Below are 20884 nucleotides of genomic sequence, written 5' to 3' on the forward strand. Positions count from 1 at the left end.
GAATCTACCGGGTTAAACTTTTCCAGGAGGATTACTGTGCAGCAATACTGTGAGTTAGTACGCCGTTTTTATGCACAAATAGCGAGTGGTGACCAGGGCTATGTGTCGGATGCACTGGGTTGTGTATTGAAAGCATTGGACGAAGTTGCGGCTAACGACGCACTCCCGTCCTCCGTTAGGGAACAGGCGGCCTTCGCCGCCGCTAACTTATTGGTGAGCGATTATGTCGATGAGTGAAGAGTATCAACCCATCAATTGTGATGACTACGATAATCTGGAACTCGCCTGCCAACATCACCTGATACTGACGTTGAAGTTGAGAGGCGGTGAGATCGTAGAAGGTAAAGCTAGCGATCTACTGCTGAGAAAAAAGGTCGAATACCTGATTGTCGAGCAGGAAGGGGCAATGCGTGAGTTACGTCTTGACCACATAGCCAGCTTCAGTCACCCCGAAATCGGGACTGTAGTCGTAAGTGCATCATAGTTTCTGCACCTTTAAGACGGGCCACTTTTCAGTGGCCCGTTTTGCATTCAGAGCTGACAAAAGGATGAACGAACGGCACCTTGCTAGATGGCGAGTGTAAGTGACTAAGGTTTCAAACTCGCATAATAAGCAGCCAAATCAGAGATATCATCGTCGGTTAAAGGAGTAACATAAGCCTGCATCACTCCTGCCTGGCCCCCCGTCCGCTCCCCCTTTTTATATGCTTTTAATGATTGCTCTAAATACATAGCATTCTGCCCAGCCAGGTTAGGATACATTGGTACAGAAACCTTGCCCTGTGCACCATGACAAGCAACACAGCTGGCCGATTTTGCACGACCGGCTTCAATATCATTTTTTGCTAGTGCCGAAAAACTACATAAGCTGATTACAACCAGACTAACGACCAATTTCATCATTGCTCCTCAAAAATTAACGATCTTATTTATTCTTATTATTCGATTCCGTTTTGGCCCAATGAAGGTACCAGCATGGCTCGTTTTCTTTAGCTTGCCCCATCTGAGTGACAAATACCCCTGCTGCGGCAATTAATTGCTCACCAAAATACAGCAGCGGAATGCGTTCCCGCTGCCATGGCGGAATACCTAACTCCTGCCATATTTTCTTAACATGGCGCGAATGATACCGCCCGACAATCTTGATTTCTCCTTGTAAACCAAAGCGTATGTTTAGCTCTTCGCCAATGGCGGGAACCTTAATGGCTTGTCCAGCTTCTGGCGCAAAACTCAACACCCCAAGGTGAGCGGGTAAAATCAAAGGCGCGGGTACAGCTGGCATTTGGTCAGGGGTTGCCTGGACTTTAGCCCAAGGCAGATATGATATTCTTATCTCCATCTGTGGCGGTAACAGATATAAATATTGCCTGAAACGACGAACCTGATGTGCACCAACAGTCAATTGCGGCTCGGCATCGGGTCTGGCCATCGCTACTTCCAGCCACAAACGCTGCAGTTGGCTCTGCGATGGCATTGAGGCACCTCGTTCAGCTAACCAACGGCGCAATAGCGCCGCGCGCTTAACTTCTGAGGCCAGTAATAGCCCCTCGACAGACAGTGCGCCTTCAGCATTTTGCAGCTGCTGCAAATTATCGGCCAGCAACTCATCCAACAGTTGCTCCTGCTCTGCACATAAACTGGCGCTGCGCGCTGTAGCTTGAGCAAAATGTGGCCAGCGCTGACTCAGCAAAGGTAAAACCCTTAATCGCAAAAAATTGCGATCAAAGCGATCATCCTGATTACTGTCGTCCTCAATCCATTGCAGTTGCTGCGCTATGGCATAACCCTCTAATATTTCACGAGAAAAACCCAATAATGGCCGCCATAGCTGGCTGTGAGCAAAAGGCATTTTAGCCGCCATGGCAGATAACCCCGCAGGGCCACTGCCGCGTTTGAGAGCCAATAAGAAAGTCTCACACTGATCATCTAAGTGCTGGGCAGTCAGCAGCACTTCATTGGCGGCTAAATGTGAGGAAAAAGCCGCATAACGCGCGGTTCTCGCCGCCGCTTCAAGGCCCGCATAGCGCTTATCAATGCTTACACGCACCACTTCCAATGGAATTTTCCATTGCCTGCACTGTTGCTGGCAATGTTTTACCCAACTGTCTGCCAATGGGTTTAGACCATGGTGAATATGAATGGCGCGGATATTCAAATCAGGGATAAGTTGATCACGCAGGCAAACCAATAAATGTAGCAATACACTGGAATCGAGGCCGCCGCTGAACCCAACCAAAACATGCCGATGTTGCGCCAATTGTGCAAACAATGGATTAAGTAACACATTGGGTGTAGCAGACATGGCGTTCATTTTATTCCGCTGTCAATTCATAGAGCTCCAGAGGTAAACCATCTGGGTCATTAAAGAAAGTAAAACGTGACTGTGTATAGCAGTCAATGCGAACTGCTTCGCAAATCACCCCGGCGGCTTCAAGTTCCCGCACTGCTTGCTCAATATCATCTACTTGAAAAGCCAAATGCCGTAAGCCACATGCTTCCGGGCGGCTAGGGCGAGCGGCAGGAGAGGGAAAGGAAAATAGCTCAATCGTGTACTGACCCTGTAACGCCAGATCCGCTTTCCACGAATCCCGCGCTGCACGATAAACTTCGCTCATGAGACTAAAACCCAAGACATCACAGTAGAATTTTTTGCTCGCTTGATAATCTGAACCAATGATTGCAATGTGATGAATCTGACGGATTGCCAACATATATCACTCCAACTTAGTCATTTATATTGAGAACATTGACCCAGTAACGCCCGTCATCATCGCGCTTGGCACCATGTATATCTGTTTCAAATCCAGGGTAATGTGCGCCAATAGCACAAAGCATTAGGAGGAAATCCAATACTGCGCGGCTCTCCTCGGTGATCATTTCCCCTGGCATGACCAATGGCACCCCCGGCGGATAAGGTAAAATCATGTTGGCGACCACTTTGCCAATCAAATCAGCCATGTCGCAAGCCACTATATTACCGCGGATCTGCTGCTGAAACATGTTATATGGCGTGAGTTTCATCTCCGGCAACACATTAAATGACTCGCGCATCAAACGGGGTAAATCATGCTGGCGGATCAATTGATGGATACCGGCTGCCAGATCCTGAATGCGCATGTGGCGATAAAAATCCGGATCTTCAGCAAACAGGTCCGGCAACATATTTTTGACCCGTAAATTGAGATCAAAAGCGCGTTTAAAATCAGTTAAACCACGCAATAAACTCATTGCCTTGGTTTTATCAATACCGATACTGAATAAAAACAGCAAGTTATATGGGCCGGTTTTCTCGACGACGATCCCGCGCTCATCCAAAAACTTTGCGACCAGTGCTGCAGGGATCCCTTCGGCTTCAAGCCCGCCCTCACTGCTCATTCCCGGTGTCAAAATAGTGACTTTTATCGGGTCAAGATACATATGGTCGGCATCAGCATGACTAAAACCATGCCATTTCTGCCCAGGTTGTAGTGGCCAGCTGGCTATTTCGTCGATATCTTCCGGCTGCCAAACATCGAAGAACCAATTATCACTCTCTGCCCGTAAGCGGCGGACTTCTTTACGAAAATGCATGGCCCGCTCAATGGAGCGCAAGATCATGCGCCGGCCTGGGTTGCCGCGCATCATTGCCGCCGCGGTTTCCGTCGAGGCAACAATACCGTAATTTGGCGAGGTGGTGGTATGCATCATATAAGCTTCATTAAAAGTGCTTTCATTGTAATCACCTTTAATATGAATCATGGATGCTTGAGAGAATGCGGCCAATAATTTATGTGTCGATTGTGTTTCATAGAATACTTTCCCCGCAATTCGCTCACCACTCATGCCACTCTTGCCCTCATAAATTTCATGAAAGTTAGTATAAGGAACCCAGGCGGAATCAAAGTGGATGGAGGGGACATCTAATGTCTGCTTAATATAATCAGTATTATAGAGTAAGCCATCATAGGTAGAATTCGTTATTACCGCATGCACGGGCCAACTGGCATTACTGGTCTGCGCAACTTTCGCCGTAATAGATTCTTGGGTAAATTCATGCTGCGGGATCCCACCTAAGATGCCATAAGCATTACGGGCGGGGCATAAATAGAGCGGAATAATATCGCTCATCATCAAAAGGTGGGTCAGGGACTTATGGCAATTACGGTCAATCAGCACTGTACTACCCGCGGGGGATGAGTACATGCCAATTATTTTATTTGCCGTTGACGTGCCATTCGTCACCATATAACTCTGTTCGGCATTGAAAGTACGGGCAATATACTCCTCTGCCTCCAGATGTGGCCCGGTATGGTCTAATAATGAGCCAAGTTCAGTGACGGATATTGAGATATCGGCTTTAAGCGTATTTGCACCAAAGAAATCATAGAATAAACTGCCAACCGGACTTTTTTGAAAGGCCGTTCCCGCCATATGCCCGGGGGTACAGAAAGTATACTTGCCTTCTTTGACATAATTAAATAGCGCCTTAGTTAAAGGCGGAGTAATGCTATCCATATACACTGTCGTATATTGTTCAATATGTGGTCGTGACGCAAACTTAGTGTTGGTGTACTCTTTACCCTTTGGATGATTGATGGCAAAGATTGATGTGGTTTGTCCTCGCTGTTCTGAAACTCATGGGGTTATCCGAAACGGCCACTCCGGCTCAGGGGCGCAGCTCTATCGCTGTAACCAATGCCTGAAGACCTTCCAGCTCAGCTATCGCTACAACGGAGCTAAACCCGAAACCCATCAGGCCATCGTTGATATGGCGATGAACGGCTCCGGATGCCGCGATACAGCACGGGTTCTACGGATAAGCCTCAATACCGTTCTGCGTCATCTAAAAAACTTACGCCGCACCAGGTAGCGCAAAACGTAGAGCCTAGCGCAGAGGTGGTTATCTGCTGTGAAGCCGATGAGCAGTGGTCATATGTCCGCTGTAAAGGCAATCAACGCTGGCTGTTTTATGCCTATGACCGCATCCGAAAGCGCGTTATCGCCCATGTATTTGGCCCGCGAAATGCTTTGACATTAAAGCGTCTTCTGGTTTTGCTGAGCCAGTTTAGCATTGCCTTCTACATGACCGATGCCTGGCCGGTATACCGCACTTTATTGTCCTCAACCAGTCATGTTATCAGCAAGAAATACACCCAGAGGATAGAGCGACATAATCTGAACTTGCGAACCCATCTCAAACGGTTAGCCCGCAAGACTATCTGCTTCTCAAAATCAGAAGAAATGCACGATAAGATCATCGGATGGTATCTGACAATTAACCATTACCACTAAATCTGCGGCACGACCCAATATGTTGCGCGATATCTTCAGCAGCATTCAGGGTATATTCAAAGAAATAAAGTGCCATGCGCATTTCATTTAAACTAACATCTAGTGACGATGTCGTATTGATAAATGCGTAAAGTGGGAGGTATTCGTTTAGCTCATTAATCTCAGTACAAAGCTCGGTACTATGCTGGTCCCAATCAAAGATAACACCAATAATTCGCGCGTTATGCTCAATAAGTTTGAGCAGATCACTGCGGCTCTTAGGATAGATTAGCTGAAAACCTCTGGCGAGCAGAGCATCATTCAACTCTCGTATAGGTTCATCTTTATAGTAAACCCCCATTGGCCCCATGATTGCGATGATATTCATTGGTGAATCCTCAAATTGCTCACTAATCATCTATAACAACATGAAAATTCAGCACAGGGTACCTTTTACCGGAAAATTATGAGGTTAAACATTATTTTGAGATAAATACCCATCAGTATCTTTGGTATTTAAAAAATTCTATTGGATTATTTAAACACGACCTTCACCACAAGAAAGGCTATAACATGGCATATTGACTTGATCGTGTTGGCCGGGTACTTATAAAAAAAATCCAGTACACAAAATATGTACCGGATTTCATTATCTGACTTCAGTGATAAACTCTATGGATAATGCGATTACTCAGCAATAACCATAATTCATCAGACGTTGATAGCGACGATTTAATAACTCTTCGTTATTCAGAACATCCAGATCACTCAGATCAGCCAGAAGTTGTGCTTTTAGTGAAGCCGCGATCGCGGAATAATCACGATGTGCGCCACCTAAAGGTTCGGGGATAACTGAATCAATCATCTTCAATTCTTTCAAACGATGCGCAGTAATACCCATGGCTTCAGCAGCTAAAGGTGCTTTATCAGCACTTTTCCACAAAATAGAAGCACAACCTTCGGGTGAAATAACAGAATAAGTGCTGTATTGCAGCATATTCACTTTATCGCCAACACCAATGGCCAATGCACCACCAGAACCACCCTCACCAATGACGGTGCAAACAATGGGCACATTCAGACGCGACATCTCACGCAGGTTGCGGGCAATAGCTTCCGATTGGCCGCGCTCCTCAGCACCGACACCAGGATAAGCCCCTGGCGTATCAATGAAAGTAATGATTGGTAGCTTAAAGCGCTCAGCCATTTCCATTAGACGCAATGCTTTACGATAACCCTCTGGTGCTGGCATGCCAAAGTTACGACGAATCTTCTCTTTGGTATCACGGCCCTTTTGATGACCAATGATCATCACCGGGCGGCCATCCAGACGAGCGATACCACCGACGATAGCTTTATCGTCGGCATAGGCGCGATCACCTGCCAGTTCTTCGAAATCAGTAAAGATATTAGCGATATAATCCAGGGTATAAGGGCGACCAGGATGGCGCGCCAATTGGGCAATTTGCCATGCGCCAAGATCCGAGAATATCTTCCGCGTCAGCTCGACACTTTTCTCACGTAGACGCTGAACCTCTTCGTCCAGATTAATATCTAATTTTTCGTCTTGACGGCTGACTGCAGTCAGCGAGTCAATTTTCGCTTCCAGCTCTGCAATCGGCTGTTCAAAATCAAGAAAATTCAGACTCATAGCATTCCTATTTTAGTCAAATTCCAGTTCCACCTGCTCATTACCTACCAGCGTTCGCAAATCTATCAATAAGCGATCGGTGGGCGTCACGCGCCATGTGGCTCCAAACCGCAGCCGGGCGCGAGCATCTTCCCGTTGGTAATAAAGATGCACTGGGATCGTCCCCGCTCGATGGGGTTCCAACGACTGACGGAGACGGTTCAAAAGCTGGTCATCAATTTGCCTGTCGAGCAGCGATATAGCAAGCCCACGGGCATATTTTTCACGAGCTTCACTGATATCCATTAACTCACGGGCGGTCATTTTAAGTCCACCACTAAAGTCATCAAAGCTGACCTGTCCAGTGGCTATCAGGATACGGTCTTTTTCTAATAAATGCTGATATTTTTCCAACGCATCGGTGAATAACATCACTTCCAAGCGCCCAGAGCGGTCATCTAGCGTGCAAATACCAATACGATTTCCGCGTTTTGTCACCATGACCCTTGCCGCGATAACCAACCCCGCCGCCATGGTCATTTTGCCCCGATCCGTCGGGTGCATATCTTTCAAACGCAGCCCACCGGCATAGCGTTCTATTTCCTTCAGATACTGGGTAATTGGGTGGCCGGTCAGATAAAGCCCCAGCGTTTCCCGCTCACCGTCTAAAACAATCTGCTCCTGCCACGGCGGCACATTAGCATAAGATTGCTCAACCTGCTCAGGTGCATCGGCTAAGACACCAAACATATCAACCTGACCAATAGCTTCTGCTTTGGCATGTTGGTCTGCCGCCTTTAATGCTTCGCCCAACGAACTCATCAATGCGGCGCGGTGCGGCCCCAGACGGTCAAAAGCACCGGACATAATCAGCTTTTCTAAAATCCGGCGATTGAGCTTTTTAGTATCAACTCTGGCACATAAATCAAATAACTCTTTGAAATAGCCGCCCTCTTTACGGGCTTCCAGCATCGCCTCAATCGGCCCCTCACCCACACCTTTGATGGCACCGATACCATAAACAATTTCGCCCTCATCATTCACATGGAAATGATATAAGCCGCTGTTGATATCAGGGGGCAGAATTTTCAGCCCCATACGCCAGCACTCATCGACCAACCCGACCACTTTATCGGTGTTATCCATATCGGCCGTCATCACCGCCGCCATAAATTCAGCCGGATAATGTGCTTTCAACCACAAAGTTTGGTAAGAAACTAAAGCATATGCAGCAGAGTGTGACTTGTTAAAACCATAACCGGCAAATTTCTCTACCAGGTCAAAAATCTTAATTGCCAGTTCACCGTCAACCCCTTGGCTTTTGGCACCATCTTCAAATACAGAGCGCTGTTTGGCCATCTCTGCCGGGTTTTTCTTACCCATCGCGCGCCGCAACATATCCGCACCGCCGAGTGAATAACCAGACAGAACCTGAGCAATCTGCATCACTTGTTCTTGGTACAAGATGATGCCATAGGTTGGCTCAAGCACCGGCTTTAGTGATTCATGCTGCCATTCAATATCAGGATAGGAGATTGCTTCGCGGCCATGTTTACGGTCAATAAAGTTATCAACCATCCCTGATTGCAATGGGCCGGGGCGGAACAACGCCACCAATGCAATCATATCTTCGAAGCAGTCAGGCTTCAGGCGCTTGATAAGGTCTTTCATCCCGCGAGATTCAAGCTGGAATACCGCTGTCGTTTCAGAACGTTGCAGCATATCGAAGCTTTTTTTATCATCCAGTGGGATAGAGGCAATATCAATCGGCTCTAAGCCAGCTTTAGCACGCCGGGCGTTAATCATCTCTAACGCCCAGTTAATGATAGTGAGTGTTCGCAAACCGAGGAAGTCGAACTTCACTAACCCGGCATATTCCACGTCATTCTTATCAAATTGGGTAACCGGGTTATTACCTTCGGCATCACAATAAAGTGGCGCAAAATCAGTAATTTTGGTTGGCGCAATAACCACCCCACCAGCATGCTTACCGGCGTTACGTGTTACCCCTTCCAACTTGCGCGCCATATCAATCAGCGCCCTGACCTCTTCATCTGCCTCATAGATTTCAGGCAGTTGCGGTTCCGCAGCGAAAGCTTTCTCCAGCGTCATTCCAGGGTCTGGCGGGACTAATTTCGAAATCCGATCCACAAACCCATATGGGTGGCCCAGCACCCGACCTACATCGCGGATAACGGCTTTGGCCGCCATGGTACCAAAAGTAATTATCTGGGAAACCGCATCACGGCCATACATATCCGCGACGTGCTCAATCACCAGGTCGCGTTTTTCCATGCAGAAGTCAACATCGAAGTCGGGCATTGATACCCGCTCCGGGTTTAGAAAACGCTCAAACAGCAGGTCAAACTCCAGCGGGTCAAGGTCGGTAATTTTCAGTGCATAAGCCACTAGAGAGCCAGCACCAGAACCTCGCCCTGGCCCTACCGGCACACCGTTATCTTTTGACCACTGGATAAACTCCATCACTATCAAGAAGTAACCAGGGAAGCCCATCTGGTTAATCACTTTCAGTTCAATTTCCAGCCGCTCATCATATTCCGGCCGCTTTTGTGCTCGAACATCTGGGTCAGGGAACAGGAGCTCCAGCCGCTCTTCTAAACCTTGTTTAGACTTTTCAACCAGAAAATCTTCAGTGCTCATATCGCCGGTTGGGAATTGCGGTAGGAAATATTCCCCAAGCCGAATCGTCACATTACAACGTTTCGCTATTTCAACACTGTTGGTCAGTGCCTCTGGGATATCCGCGAATAGCTCACACATCTGCTCTTCATCGCGCATAAACTGCTGAGGGCTATAGTTTTTAGGCCGCTTAGGATCAACCAGAGTGAAACCGTCATGGATGGCAACACGAATCTCATGCGCGTCAAAATCTGACTCATCAATAAAACGCACATCGTTAGTCGCCACCACGGGCAAGCCGCGCCCGGTAGCCAGCGCCACCGCAGCATGCAGGTAGTTTTCTTCATCCGGGCGACCAGTACGAATTAACTCCAAATAATAACTATTCGGGAAATGCTCTTGATAAAACTCAAGACACAAATCAACCTGAGCCTGATTACCCCGCAGAATAAACTTGCCCACATCTCCCATTCGGCCACCGGATAGCAGAATCAGCCCTTGTTTATGTTTTATCAACCAGTCGCGGTCGATAATAGGGCCAGCAGCACCATATCCGCGTTGATAAGCTTCAGATATCAGTAAGGTAAGATTTTGATAACCTTCATTATTACGTGCCAGAACAGTCAGATGAGCTAATTCATCACCCAGGATTTCACTTTGCACATAGAAATCTGCGCCAATGATGGGTTTGATCCCAGCACCATGAGCGCTGCCGTAAAATTTTACCAAACCACACAAGTTGGTAAAATCGGTAATGGCCAGAGCGGGCATGCCTAACGCGGCAGCTCTCTTCACCAAGGGTCCAATCTTGGCTAATCCATCGATCATGGAGTAATCGCTGTGAACACGTAGGTGGACAAAACGAGGTTCGGCCATATCCAGACACCAAAAATGAGTAGATTGAATCGTATCCTCAACAATTTATTGCCAAGGAATCATATCCATATGTTATGGATGTTGTTCTATGATTTACACCAGACCCAGCACACGCTTAACCGGGCCGAAACTACGCCGGTGATGCTCTGTCGCCCCAAAAGTTGCCAATTTATCTAAATGGACAGCGGTTGGATAGCCTTTGTGTTGTGCAAAACCATATTCAGGGAAATGAAGATCCAGCTCAGTCATTTCACGATCACGCGTGACTTTAGCCAGAATTGACGCGGCACTTATCTCTGCGACTCTGCTGTCGCCTTTCACTACCGCCAATGATGGCATCGGGAGTTTTGGGCAACGGTTGCCGTCAATCAAGACATAATCGGGAGCAATATGTAACTCGGCTACCGCTCTTTGCATGGCCAACATCGTAGCGTGCAAGATATTAAGGCGGTCAATTTCTTCAGGTTCAGCACGCCCAAGCCCCCATGATAAGGCCTTGTCGATAATTTCGTCATACAGTGACAGTCGGCGTTTTTCACTCAGTTTTTTTGAGTCTGCTAACCCCACTATTGGCCGCTTAGGATCAAGAATAACCGCCGCAGTGACAACCGCCCCCACTAAGGGGCCGCGCCCCACTTCATCCACCCCCGCAATCAGATTTGCCGGTGGATAAATAAAGATATCTGTCATCGTCCCGCTAACTCCAATACGGCCTGTGCTGCCTGTTCATCCGCACCACAGCGGATGCTTTGATGTAAAATCAGGAAGCGCTCTTTTAAGGCTTCAACCGCCTCACCACCTTGTAATAGCGGCAACAATGCATCAGCTAATTTCTGCGGCTGGCACTCTTGTTGCAACAACTCGGTCACCAGCTCTTCGCCAGCCAATAAATTCGGCAATGAGACATAAGGGGTTTTGACCAACCTTTCGGCTAACCAGAATGTGAAGGGTTTCATACGATAGCCAACCACCATAGGGCACTTGGCCAACATGCATTCTAGTGCAGCAGTACCTGAAGCTAGCAACGTCGCATCAGCAGCAATCATCGCCAGACGGGCCTTGCCATCCAATAAATGTACCGCGAGCTCTGGGGCAATCTCAGCCTTGATCCGCTCAAATTGCTCACGCCGCTTACTGTTCACAAGAGGAACCAGCACCTCTAAACCAGGCAACTGCTGCTTCAAAATAGCTGCGGTGCGTAGAAAATCACCACTGAGCATTTCGACTTCAGAATGACGGCTACCCGGCAACAATGCCAAACAAGGGGTATTTGCTGCAATGCCAAGCTCTGCTTTGGCCGCGTGTTTATCGGGAGTGAGTGGCATGGCATCCGCCATGGTATGGCCGATAAAACGGCAAGGGACATTGAAACGATCGTAAAACGCTTTTTCAAAAGGAAGAAAGGCGAGCACCATATCGGTCGCTTTGCCAATTTTGAAAACACGCTTTTGCCGCCAAGCCCAGACCGATGGGCTGACATAATGCACAGTTCGAATACCGCGCTGTTTCAAGCGCCCCTCGAGGGTAATATTAAAATCAGGGGCGTCGATCCCCACAAAAACATCCGGTGACAGTTCAGTAAAGCGCTGAGTCAGTGCTTTTCGGATTTTTAGCAGACGTGGTAAGCGCTCTAGGACTTCAACAACACCCATCACTGCTAATTCTTCCATCTCAAACCAAGCTTCACATCCTTCAGCTTGCATCAGAGGCCCTGCAACACCAACAAAACGCGCGTCAGGAACCTGAGCTTTCAGTGCACGAATCAATCCTGCACCTAAGATGTCACCAGAGGTTTCTCCCGCGACTAAACCAATAGTTAAAGGACGCCCGCCGCTTAACGGGCGATCAACAGGTAATGGGTTATTTTGCATAAATCAGCGAATAATGCCGCGAGTCGAACGAGCAAAGAAATCACTGAATGCTTGAACTGCCGGATATTGCTCCGCCAACTCGGCAATTTCAGGTTTCACTTCATCCAACGTCCGACCACTGCGATACAATAATTTGTATGCATTACGGATAGCATGGAGTGATTCTTTGTCGAAACCACGGCGTTTCAACCCTTCGATATTGATACCAAATGGCGTTGCATGGTTACCTTGAGCAATGACAAAGGGAGGCACATCTTGAGCAACACCAGAACAGCCGCCCACCATCACATGCGCACCAATCACGCAAAATTGGTGAACCGCTGTCATTCCGCCAATAATAGCAAAATCGTCAATTTCTACATGACCGCCCAATGTTGCGTTATTCGCCAGAATACAACGATTGCCGATGACACAGTCATGGGCTATGTGGGCGTTGATCATCAGTAAATTATCGCTACCTACTTTCGTTAATCCGCCACCTTGCACGGTGCCACGGTGGATAGAAACGCTCTCACGGATACGGTTACGGTCACCGATCTCAACACGAGTAGGTTCGCCTGCATATTTCAGATCCTGATTGGCTTCACCAATAGAAGCAAATTGATAAATCTGATTATCACAACCGATTTTTGTTATTCCATTAACGACGACATGGGATTTCAGTTCCGTGCCAGCGCCGATTTCCACCTGGGATCCGACAAAGCAAAAGGGGCCAATATGAACACCAGCGCCAATAATTGCACCTTCTTCGACGATAGAACTTGGATGGATAACGGCGGTTTTGTCAATCACGTATCAGGACTCCTTAACTTCAGGCTTTGCAACGGCTGCTGTTGCTGGTTTGCTACGCGCACACATCATTGTTGCCGTACAAACGATTTCACCATCGACTTTCGCAACACCAGTAAAACGGGTCAGACCACGGCGTTCTTTGACGAACTCTACTTCCATGATCATTTGATCCCCAGGTACTACCGGACGTTTAAAGCGCGCTTCATCAATACCAGCAAAATAATAAAGCTCACCTGGCTCAAGTTTGCCACGGCTCTTAAACGCCAAAATCCCGGTAGCCTGAGCCATCGCTTCTAATATCAGCACGCCAGGGAATATTGGCTTGCCAGGGAAATGGCCTTGGAAAAATGGCTCGTTGAAAGAGACGTTCTTCACTGCACGCAGAAATTTTCCTTCCTCAAAATCAAGGACACGATCTACCAGCAAAAATGGAAAACGGTGCGGGAGTAGATCCAAAATCTCTTCAATGTGCAGAGTATGAGTGTCAGTAGTCAAAATACTCTTCCTGTCTAAAAACTGATGCTATCAACAACACGGCCTGCATAGCCCCAAAAGGGAGGCATTAGGCAGGCCGCAAATTAGGAACTCTTTACACTTACTTTTGGCATCAGTTGCCAATAAGTTTGATTATTTGCTCAGAGTTTCGTGCTTGAGTGATTATTCTTTATCGATTTTGCGCTCAATAGCTTTTAAGCGTTTATTAATTCCATCAATATTCATCACTAAAGCAGCTGTTTTGCGCCAAACTTTATTGGGTTGTAGCGGAATACCGGAGGAGTATAACCCAGGTTCAGTGATTGGACGCATCACCATTCCCATTCCGGTGATTGTGACTTTGTCACAAATCTCCATATGACCATTGATCACACTTGCGCCGCCAATCATACAATAGCGTCCAACTTTCAGACTGCCTGCCATGATAACACCACCCGCAACTGCGGTATTGTCGCCAATCACAACGTTATGTGCAATCTGACATTGATTATCAATGATGACGCCATTACCAATAATCGTATTATCCAACGCACCACGGTCAATCGTTGTACAGGCACCAATCTCGACACGGTCGCCAATATGTACAGAACCAAGCTGTGGTATTTTTATCCAGTTGCCACGATCATTTGCATAGCCAAAACCATCTGCACCAATGACCGTACCGGATTGAATCAGGCAGTTTTGCCCAATGACAACTTCATGATAAACGGAGACATTGGCCCACAAACGGCTACCAGCACCAATGTGAGTATTCCTACCAATAAAACAGCCAGCACCGATAACTACGTTATCGCCCAGCACAACGCCAGACTCTATCACTGCATTTGCACCGATAGAAACGTTCTCTCCCAATCTCGCCTGCGGAGAAATCACCGCACTTGGGGCAATATCTTGCGCCGGTTGAGGAGTGGTATCCATTATCTGCGCCATACGTGCATAGGTTAAATAAGGATTTTTAACCACTAGAGCGGCAGATTTACAAAAAGGTAAGTCAGCCTCAGTCAACACCACGGCACCTGCATTACAAGTCGCAAGTTGTTCCTGATAGCGGCTGTTTGACAAAAACGTGATTTGCTCAGGCTCAGCAGAATGCATAGAAGCGATGCCGGTGATGACGAGTTCGCCATCACCGTGCACCTGTGCATCCAACTGCTGGGCTAAATCAGCCAGTCGAATTGAAGGCATGTTTTATTTAACCTGTTTCAGCACGTCAGCAGTGATATCTTTAGAAGAGTCTGCATATGCTACAGCATTTGCATCAATTACTACGTCATAACCACCTTTGCTGGCAACAGATTTAACAGCATCCTGAATACGGCTCAGAATTTTGTTACGTTCTTCCATCTGACGACGGCGATTATCTTGCTCAAAAGCCTGGGCTTTAGTAGAGAAAGTTTCACGCTGTTTCATTACGTCGTTTTCCAGCTTGGTGCGGTCACTGGCTTTCATGGTAGAACCATCACGTTGCAGTTTCTGCATTTTAGTCTGCAGATCGCGCTCCATTCCTTGCAATTCGGTTGCACGGCCTTTGAATTCATTTTCCAGCTGTTTAGCTACGGTTTCACGCGCAGGTAATTGTTGGAAAATGCTGGAAACGTTGACAATAGCAATTTTGTCTGCGGCTTGAACGCTGGCAGAAGCTGCCAATGCTAAACCAAGACCTGCGGCACACAACCACTTTTTCACTATAAACTCCTTACCATTACCCGTTTGTGTCAGAGACACCTTGAAGTGCACTTAATACAGAATAATACCAAAGATAGCGCCAGCCTAAGCCGACGCCACTTTAGGTTATTTCAACTACCAGTGCTGTCTTTAAAATTCAGTACTACTTTGCCAATCAATTACCAAGTTTTACCAATGTTAAACTGGAATTGCTCTGACTTATCGCCCTCGTAATCTTTAACCGGTTTAGCATATGAGAACACTAAAGGCCCCAATGGCGACATCCATTGTAGTGCTACCCCGGCAGAGACACGAATATTGCTGGCTTTACTGTAATCAGGAATACCTGCAGCTCGTGTTTCTGCGGTATTTTCCCAATTGGTATCCCATACGGTACCTGAGTCAATAAAGACCGAAGTACGGACAGAGTTTGAGTATTTCTCGCTAATGAACGGTGTCGGTGTAATCAGTTCTAAACTGGCCACCGCCATCGCGTTCCCCCCTACCGCATCGGTAGAGTTATTAACTGTAGCCCCATTATTGGCATAATACGCAGCTTTTGGACCGATGTTATTAGATCGGAAGCCACGAACGGAGCTAGCACCACCTGCATAGAAGTTTTCGTAGAATGGCATTTCTTTCGAACCGATACCGCCACCATAACCCAAGCGACCACGGCCCAATAGCACCCACGAACGATCTTCATCTAATGGCTGATATGCTGACGTATCGAATGTCACTTTGTAGAACTCATTATCAGAGCCCGGCACAGTCACTTTCGTATTCACCGATGATTTCACCCCCGAAGTTGGGAAGAAGCCACGGTCGAGGTTGTTATATGTCCAACCTAGGTTCAGCGTAAAGTCGTCAGTCGTAAAGCCTTCACGGCCAGTGTAGCCCGGTCGTTGTCCGACTGAATCCAGATATCGCCACATTGCAACCTGAGGCTCCATATCAGACAGGTCGTTATGGACGTAACCTAAGCCGACGCGCAATGAGTTATTTTCATTGATCGGAAAGCCTAAAGTACCGTCCACACCGTAGCTGCTGTTGGTATAGCCAGACAGGTCGGCGTTATCAGCTTTAAAATCATTATAGAAGATACGGCCGCCCAGACTAACACCATCAACGGTGAAGTAAGGGTCAGTTAAGGTAAACTCAGCATAGGTCTGGTAGTCATTTTTCGTGCCGTTAATACCGACAGTATTACCGGTACCTAACCAGTTATCTTGCTGTACACCGACCTGGAAGCTCACGCCACTTTCAGTACCGTAACCGATACCAAAGTTCAGGCTACCGGTGTTGCGTTCCTTAACTTTATAAGTCACATCAACCTGATCAGCCGTCCCCGGGACGCGTTGAGTTTCAACATCAACAGTCTCGAAATAGCCTAAACGGTTCAAACGTTCTTTACCGGCTTCGACTTGATCATTACCCAGCCACGCACCTTCCATTTGACGCATTTCACGGCGCAACACAGAGTCTTTACTCGTGTCATTACCCTCGAAACGGACATTACGGACATAGAAGCGATTACCCGCATCTACATTGATATGCAGTTTGACTGTTTTATCCGCATCATTAATTTCCGGCTGAGATACAACACGCGGGTAAGCATAGCCATAACGGCCCAACATCTTCTTGATGTCTTCTTCCATGCGCGTAACTTTACTGCCGTTAAACAGTTCACCCGGCTCAATCTTCGCCAGTTTATCCGCTTCAGATTGATGGCCCGCAAGATTACCGCTCACAACCACGCTGTTAAGCTTGTATTGATCGCCTTCAGTAATATTGATAGTGATATAGATGCCTTTTTTATCTGGCGTCAAACTCACTTGGGTTGAATCGATGTTAAAGCGAGCATAACCTCGGTCCAAATAGAAACTGCGTAAGGTTTCAAGGTCACCGGCCAGTTTCTGCTTCTGATATTTACGATCCCCAACCACGTTCCACCATGGCACTTCATCACGCAATTGGAAGCGCGAGATAAGTTCATCAGTTGTGAAACTGTGATTACCGACGATGTTGATCTGCTGAATTTTTGCAGATACACCCTCGGTAAAGACCAATTTGAGATCGACGCGATTACGTGGCAATGGCGTAACGACAGCCTTCACAGAAGCACTGTATTTACCCACGCTGTAGTAGAAGTCTTCGAGTCCTTTTTCAATGTTGGATATAGTGGTACGGTCCAAGGCTTCGCCAACCCGGACGCCAGAGGCTTCCAGATTCTGCTTCAGCATGTCATCTTTCACCGCTTTATTACCGGAGAAAGTGATGCTGGCAATCGTTGGGCGTTCTTTGACTTGAACAATCAGCGTATTACCATCGCGCAGGACGCGAACGTCCTCAAAGTTGCCTGTAGCAAACAACGCACGAATAGTTTGACCGATGTCATCATCACTGACGGTATCGCCTACGCGAACCGGCATATTAAGTAACGCCGCACCGACGGCGACCCGTTGCAGGCCTTCGAAATGAATATCTTTCACTACGAACCCGTCTGCACCGTATACGGTGGCGCTGCCAAACAGCAGCGACGCTATGAGCAACTTTTTCATCGCCATCGTTGTTATGCGTTCTTCCTAACCTATCCCCTGCCGTTAAAGACGGGAGAAATCATTGAAAAGTGCAAGCCCCATTAATAACACCAGCAAAATCGAGCCGATGCGATAACTGAAGTCTTGTACTCGCTCAGAAACCGGCCCACCCTTCAGCTTTTCTATCGCCAGGAAGAGCAGATGTCCACCATCTAACACCGGTAACGGGAACAAATTGATAATGCCCAAGTTGACACTGATTAGTGCCAAAAACATCAGGTAATACACCAACCCGTACTCAGCTGAAACCCCAGCACCTTGTGCAATAGATATCGGGCCACTCAAGTTATTCAGCTTAACATCACCAGTAATCAGTTTACCCAACATGTTTACCGTCAACCGCATCAACTGCCAGGTTTTATCCGAAGCTTGGTAGAGTGCGGCGAACGGGCCATATTGGCGAATCGTTTTATATTCATCCGGAAGCGGTATAACTTTCGGCACTACGCCCGCAAAACCCTCACTGCGGTTTTCTCCAACCGATTTTGTATCTGGTATCAAGGTTAAAGACAAGGGGGTACCACCCCTTTCAATATCTAACACCAGCTTTTGGCCGGGGTTATCTCGAACTTGTAAAACAAATGTTTGCCAACGATCCAGTAACTGGCCATCAACTTTAACTATCCTATCCCCTGCTTGTAAACCTGCCTTTTGTGCCGCTGATCCTGGTTGGACTTCCGCTAAGACGGATTCAATCTGCGGGCCGCGTGGAATAATCCCCAGCGCCACCACGGGATCTTGCTTATCTGGCTCAAACTGCCACTGGCGCAAATCCAAGGTTTTTTGCACCACATTGGCAGAACCAAATGGGGCAACACCGACTTGAGTTTGCTTATCGCCAATTTTTCCGATTAAAGCCAAGCGAACAGAATCCCAGTCAGGCGTTTCGATACCATCTACCGACTTAAGTTCCATTCCTGGAGAAATATTGGCTTGCGCAGCAATGGATTGTGGCGAAATATCACCCACAACCGGGCGCACACTTGGCACTCCAATGATAAACACCAGCCAGTAAGCAATAATCGCAAAAAGGAAGTTAGCAATAGGACCCGCACTGACGATTGCCGCGCGCTGTAACACAGTTTTGTTGTTAAAAGATTGATGGCGAAACTCTGGCGCAACAGCCTCTACGCGCTCATCCAACATTTTAACATAGCCGCCCAATGGGATAAGGGCGATGACATACTCGGTTCCCTGACGATCAGTCCGACGCCATAGCGCTTTACCAAAACCAATCGAAAAGCGCTCAACGCGGACACCACAGCGCCGCGCCACCCAAAAGTGGCCAAACTCATGCACTGTAATTAAGATTCCCAGTGCGATAATGAACGCGGCCAGGCTCCAGAGTATGCTCATCATATTCCCTAAACTCCCCGTCAGTGACGGATTAAAACACTAACAGCATTAAGCAGGCAAACACCGGCACAGCTGCGGTCAGGCTATCGATACGATCCAGTATCCCACCATGACCAGGAATCAAGTGACCACTGTCTTTGATTCCCGCTTCACGTTTAAACATACTTTCGGTCAAATCGCCGAGTACCGAGGCTAATGCGGCTACCACGGAACAGATTAACAGCTTTTCCGGGATGATATCCAACGGAGCGTATCGACCAAACAACCATGATATCAGAGCTGATGTCAGTAAACCGCCAATTAATCCTTCCCACGTTTTACCCGGAGAGACTTTAGGCGCTAATTTGTGCTTACCGAACAGTTTTCCGAACATATAAGCACCGGAATCAGCCCCCCACACCAAGAGCATCACGTACAACAGCCACCAGGCACCAATATTATGATCCTGAGCATAACCATACTGGCGTAGCGCGACCATGCCCCAGAAGAATGGGACAATCGTCAGAATGCCGAAAATTATACGTAAGAGACGTGAATCGCGCCAGAAAGCCGCAGAGCGCGGGTAAGTCAACACCAACAGCAATGCTGCGACCCACCAGCCCATAGAGAGCCAGAGCGGGATGCTCACTTGTGGAAGATGGGCTGAATGCTGGTAGGCTGGAAGGCTAAGCAGCATTGAGATCAGTAAAAAACCACACAGTATGGCGAGCCAAATACGCTGAGAACGACTGGCAAACCCGGCTAATTGACCCCACTCCCAAGCCGCAAGCATGCAGACGACGAGAGTGACGATAGCAAAACCAACCGGCGGAAGCAGGAACAGTGCACCAATGACAACCGGAATCAAAATCAAAGCAGTTATGAGACGATACTTCAGCAAAAGTTCCCCCTAGGATGCAGTGGCATCGATAGGTGTAGTTCCCCCGAAGCGGCGCTCGCGTTGTGCAAATGCATTCAGCGCACCTTCAAAGATATGTTCATCAAAATCAGGCCAGAGTACATCAGTAAAATAAAGTTCAGCATAGGCGATTTGCCACAACAAGAAATTACTGATGCGATGTTCACCACCGGTTCTGATCACTAAATCCACCTCAGATTGCTCATGCAGGCAGATATACGAGTTTAGCGATTCTTCACTGATATCTGTGGGTTGCAACTCGCCTCGCTGTACTTGCTCAGCTAAGTGACGCACTCCCTGAATAATATCCCAACGGCCACCATAATTGGCAGCAATGTTCAGTCTCAGACCGTCATTATTTGCTGTTAACTCTTCTGAGCGACGGATCCGTTGTTGCAAACGTTCACTAAATCGGCTGATATCGCCAATGACTGATAAACGAACATTATGTTTATGCAGGCTTTTTACTTCGCTGTCCAGAGCACGGACAAAAAGTTCCATTAATGCGGTGACTTCTTGAGCAGGACGATTCCAGTTTTCACTGCTAAAAGCATAGAGAGTGAGCGCATCTAGCTGGTGAGTAGCAGCAAAACTAACCGCCCTACGCACTGATTTCACTCCCGCTTTATGGCCGAAAACTCTTAACTTACCCTGTTTTTTCGCCCAACGCCCATTACCATCCATAATGATAGCTACATGGCGTGGCGTCGCGCGGGACAAGTTAGCCCTATCTTCATTTACAGACGACATAATGCGAACTCATTTCCTCAATAAATCAATTGTTCGTCCCGAACATTAGGCAGCAAGCTCA

The 20884-nt window shown here is 47.6% G+C and carries 18 protein-coding genes and 2 pseudogenes; 3 read left to right on the top strand and 17 right to left on the bottom strand.

Annotated elements, in window-relative coordinates; genetic code table 11:
• The first annotated feature begins 36 nt into the window (after window positions 1–36).
• Together D5F51_RS16980 and rof are read left to right on the top strand one after the other, a co-directional pair.
• Window positions 37–237: a YaeP family protein gene (locus tag D5F51_RS16980; protein ID WP_004391680.1), complete on the top strand. Its 201-nt coding sequence runs from the start codon at window positions 37–39 to the stop codon at window positions 235–237.
• Window positions 224–484 (top strand): Rho-binding antiterminator, encoded by a 261-nt coding sequence (rof, locus tag D5F51_RS16985; protein WP_025377303.1) that lies wholly within the window; start codon window positions 224–226, stop codon window positions 482–484. Before D5F51_RS16980 ends, rof begins: the two co-directional genes overlap by 14 nt.
• Before the next feature lie 104 nt (window positions 485–588).
• On the opposite strand, the gene D5F51_RS16990 is transcribed toward rof, so the two are convergent.
• From D5F51_RS16990 to D5F51_RS17005, 4 genes and pseudogenes are all read right to left on the bottom strand, one after another.
• Window positions 589–903, bottom strand: a complete 315-nt coding sequence (locus D5F51_RS16990; protein WP_025377302.1) for a c-type cytochrome — start codon at window positions 901–903, stop codon at window positions 589–591.
• 22 nt (window positions 904–925) lie between these two features.
• On the bottom strand, window positions 926–2311 hold the full coding sequence (gene tilS, locus D5F51_RS16995) for a tRNA lysidine(34) synthetase TilS (RefSeq protein ID WP_129198034.1): 1386 nt from the start codon (window positions 2309–2311) through the stop codon (window positions 926–928).
• Window position 2312: 1 nt separating this feature from the next.
• Window positions 2313–2711, bottom strand: coding sequence for a VOC family protein (locus D5F51_RS17000; protein WP_025377300.1), 399 nt, complete (start codon window positions 2709–2711; stop codon window positions 2313–2315).
• A 13-nt stretch (window positions 2712–2724) separates the two neighbouring features.
• Window positions 2725–4518 (bottom strand): annotated as a pseudogene (locus D5F51_RS17005) (lysine decarboxylase LdcC); the annotation flags it as partial.
• A gap of 55 nt (window positions 4519–4573) precedes the next feature.
• On the opposite strand from D5F51_RS17005, the gene D5F51_RS17010 reads away from it, so the two are divergent.
• Window positions 4574–5271, top strand: a protein-coding gene (locus D5F51_RS17010; RefSeq protein ID WP_100273935.1) for an IS1 family transposase whose coding sequence is annotated in 2 segments (ribosomal slippage) — window positions 4574–4832 and window positions 4832–5271 — 699 coding nt in all. Because the reading frame shifts where the segments join, the coding sequence is not laid out codon by codon here.
• Between the two features lie 16 nt (window positions 5272–5287).
• Here D5F51_RS17010 and D5F51_RS17015 read toward each other — a convergent pair.
• The 13 genes and pseudogenes from D5F51_RS17015 to ispU form a co-directional block, all read right to left on the bottom strand.
• Window positions 5288–5638: pseudogene (locus D5F51_RS17015) on the bottom strand (Orn/Lys/Arg decarboxylase N-terminal domain-containing protein); the annotation flags it as partial.
• Window positions 5639–5941: 303 nt separating this feature from the next.
• Window positions 5942–6901 carry an acetyl-CoA carboxylase carboxyl transferase subunit alpha gene (gene accA, locus D5F51_RS17020; protein WP_050098126.1) on the bottom strand — a complete coding sequence of 320 codons (960 nt, stop codon included), beginning with the start codon at window positions 6899–6901 and terminating at the stop codon, window positions 5942–5944.
• Between the two features lie 12 nt (window positions 6902–6913).
• Complete coding sequence (gene dnaE, locus D5F51_RS17025) at window positions 6914–10396, bottom strand: DNA polymerase III subunit alpha (protein ID WP_129198036.1); 3483 nt, start codon at window positions 10394–10396, stop codon at window positions 6914–6916.
• 93 nt (window positions 10397–10489) lie between these two features.
• Window positions 10490–11086: a ribonuclease HII gene (rnhB, locus tag D5F51_RS17030; protein WP_129198038.1), complete on the bottom strand. Its 597-nt coding sequence runs from the start codon at window positions 11084–11086 to the stop codon at window positions 10490–10492.
• A complete protein-coding gene (gene lpxB, locus D5F51_RS17035; protein WP_025377296.1) occupies window positions 11083–12267 on the bottom strand; it encodes a lipid-A-disaccharide synthase in 1185 nt (394 codons plus the stop codon). The genes rnhB and lpxB overlap by 4 nt, the downstream gene beginning before the upstream one ends.
• 3 nt (window positions 12268–12270) lie before the next feature.
• Window positions 12271–13059: an acyl-ACP--UDP-N-acetylglucosamine O-acyltransferase gene (gene lpxA / locus D5F51_RS17040; protein WP_025377295.1), complete on the bottom strand. Its 789-nt coding sequence runs from the start codon at window positions 13057–13059 to the stop codon at window positions 12271–12273.
• 3 nt (window positions 13060–13062) lie between these two features.
• On the bottom strand, window positions 13063–13554 hold the full coding sequence (fabZ, locus tag D5F51_RS17045; protein ID WP_025377294.1) for a 3-hydroxyacyl-ACP dehydratase FabZ: 492 nt from the start codon (window positions 13552–13554) through the stop codon (window positions 13063–13065).
• A gap of 162 nt (window positions 13555–13716) precedes the next feature.
• Complete coding sequence (lpxD, locus tag D5F51_RS17050) at window positions 13717–14739, bottom strand: UDP-3-O-(3-hydroxymyristoyl)glucosamine N-acyltransferase (RefSeq protein ID WP_025377293.1); 1023 nt, start codon at window positions 14737–14739, stop codon at window positions 13717–13719.
• 3 nt (window positions 14740–14742) lie between these two features.
• Entirely contained in the window at window positions 14743–15240 is a 498-nt protein-coding gene (gene skp, locus D5F51_RS17055) for a molecular chaperone Skp (protein ID WP_025377292.1), read from the bottom strand.
• Window positions 15241–15398: 158 nt separating this feature from the next.
• A complete protein-coding gene (gene bamA / locus D5F51_RS17060; RefSeq protein ID WP_025377291.1) occupies window positions 15399–17786 on the bottom strand; it encodes an outer membrane protein assembly factor BamA in 2388 nt (795 codons plus the stop codon).
• A 36-nt stretch (window positions 17787–17822) separates the two neighbouring features.
• Window positions 17823–19178, bottom strand: coding sequence for a sigma E protease regulator RseP (rseP, locus tag D5F51_RS17065; protein WP_025377290.1), 1356 nt, complete (start codon window positions 19176–19178; stop codon window positions 17823–17825).
• Between the two features lie 28 nt (window positions 19179–19206).
• On the bottom strand, window positions 19207–20055 hold the full coding sequence (gene cdsA / locus D5F51_RS17070; RefSeq protein ID WP_129198040.1) for a phosphatidate cytidylyltransferase: 849 nt from the start codon (window positions 20053–20055) through the stop codon (window positions 19207–19209).
• Window positions 20056–20064: 9 nt separating this feature from the next.
• Window positions 20065–20823, bottom strand: coding sequence for a (2E,6E)-farnesyl-diphosphate-specific ditrans,polycis-undecaprenyl-diphosphate synthase (ispU, locus tag D5F51_RS17075; RefSeq protein WP_129198042.1), 759 nt, complete (start codon window positions 20821–20823; stop codon window positions 20065–20067).
• Window positions 20824–20884: the final 61 nt, after the last annotated feature.

The sequence above is a fragment of the Yersinia hibernica genome (assembly GCF_004124235.1).
Lineage (GTDB): Bacteria > Pseudomonadota > Gammaproteobacteria > Enterobacterales > Enterobacteriaceae > Yersinia > Yersinia hibernica.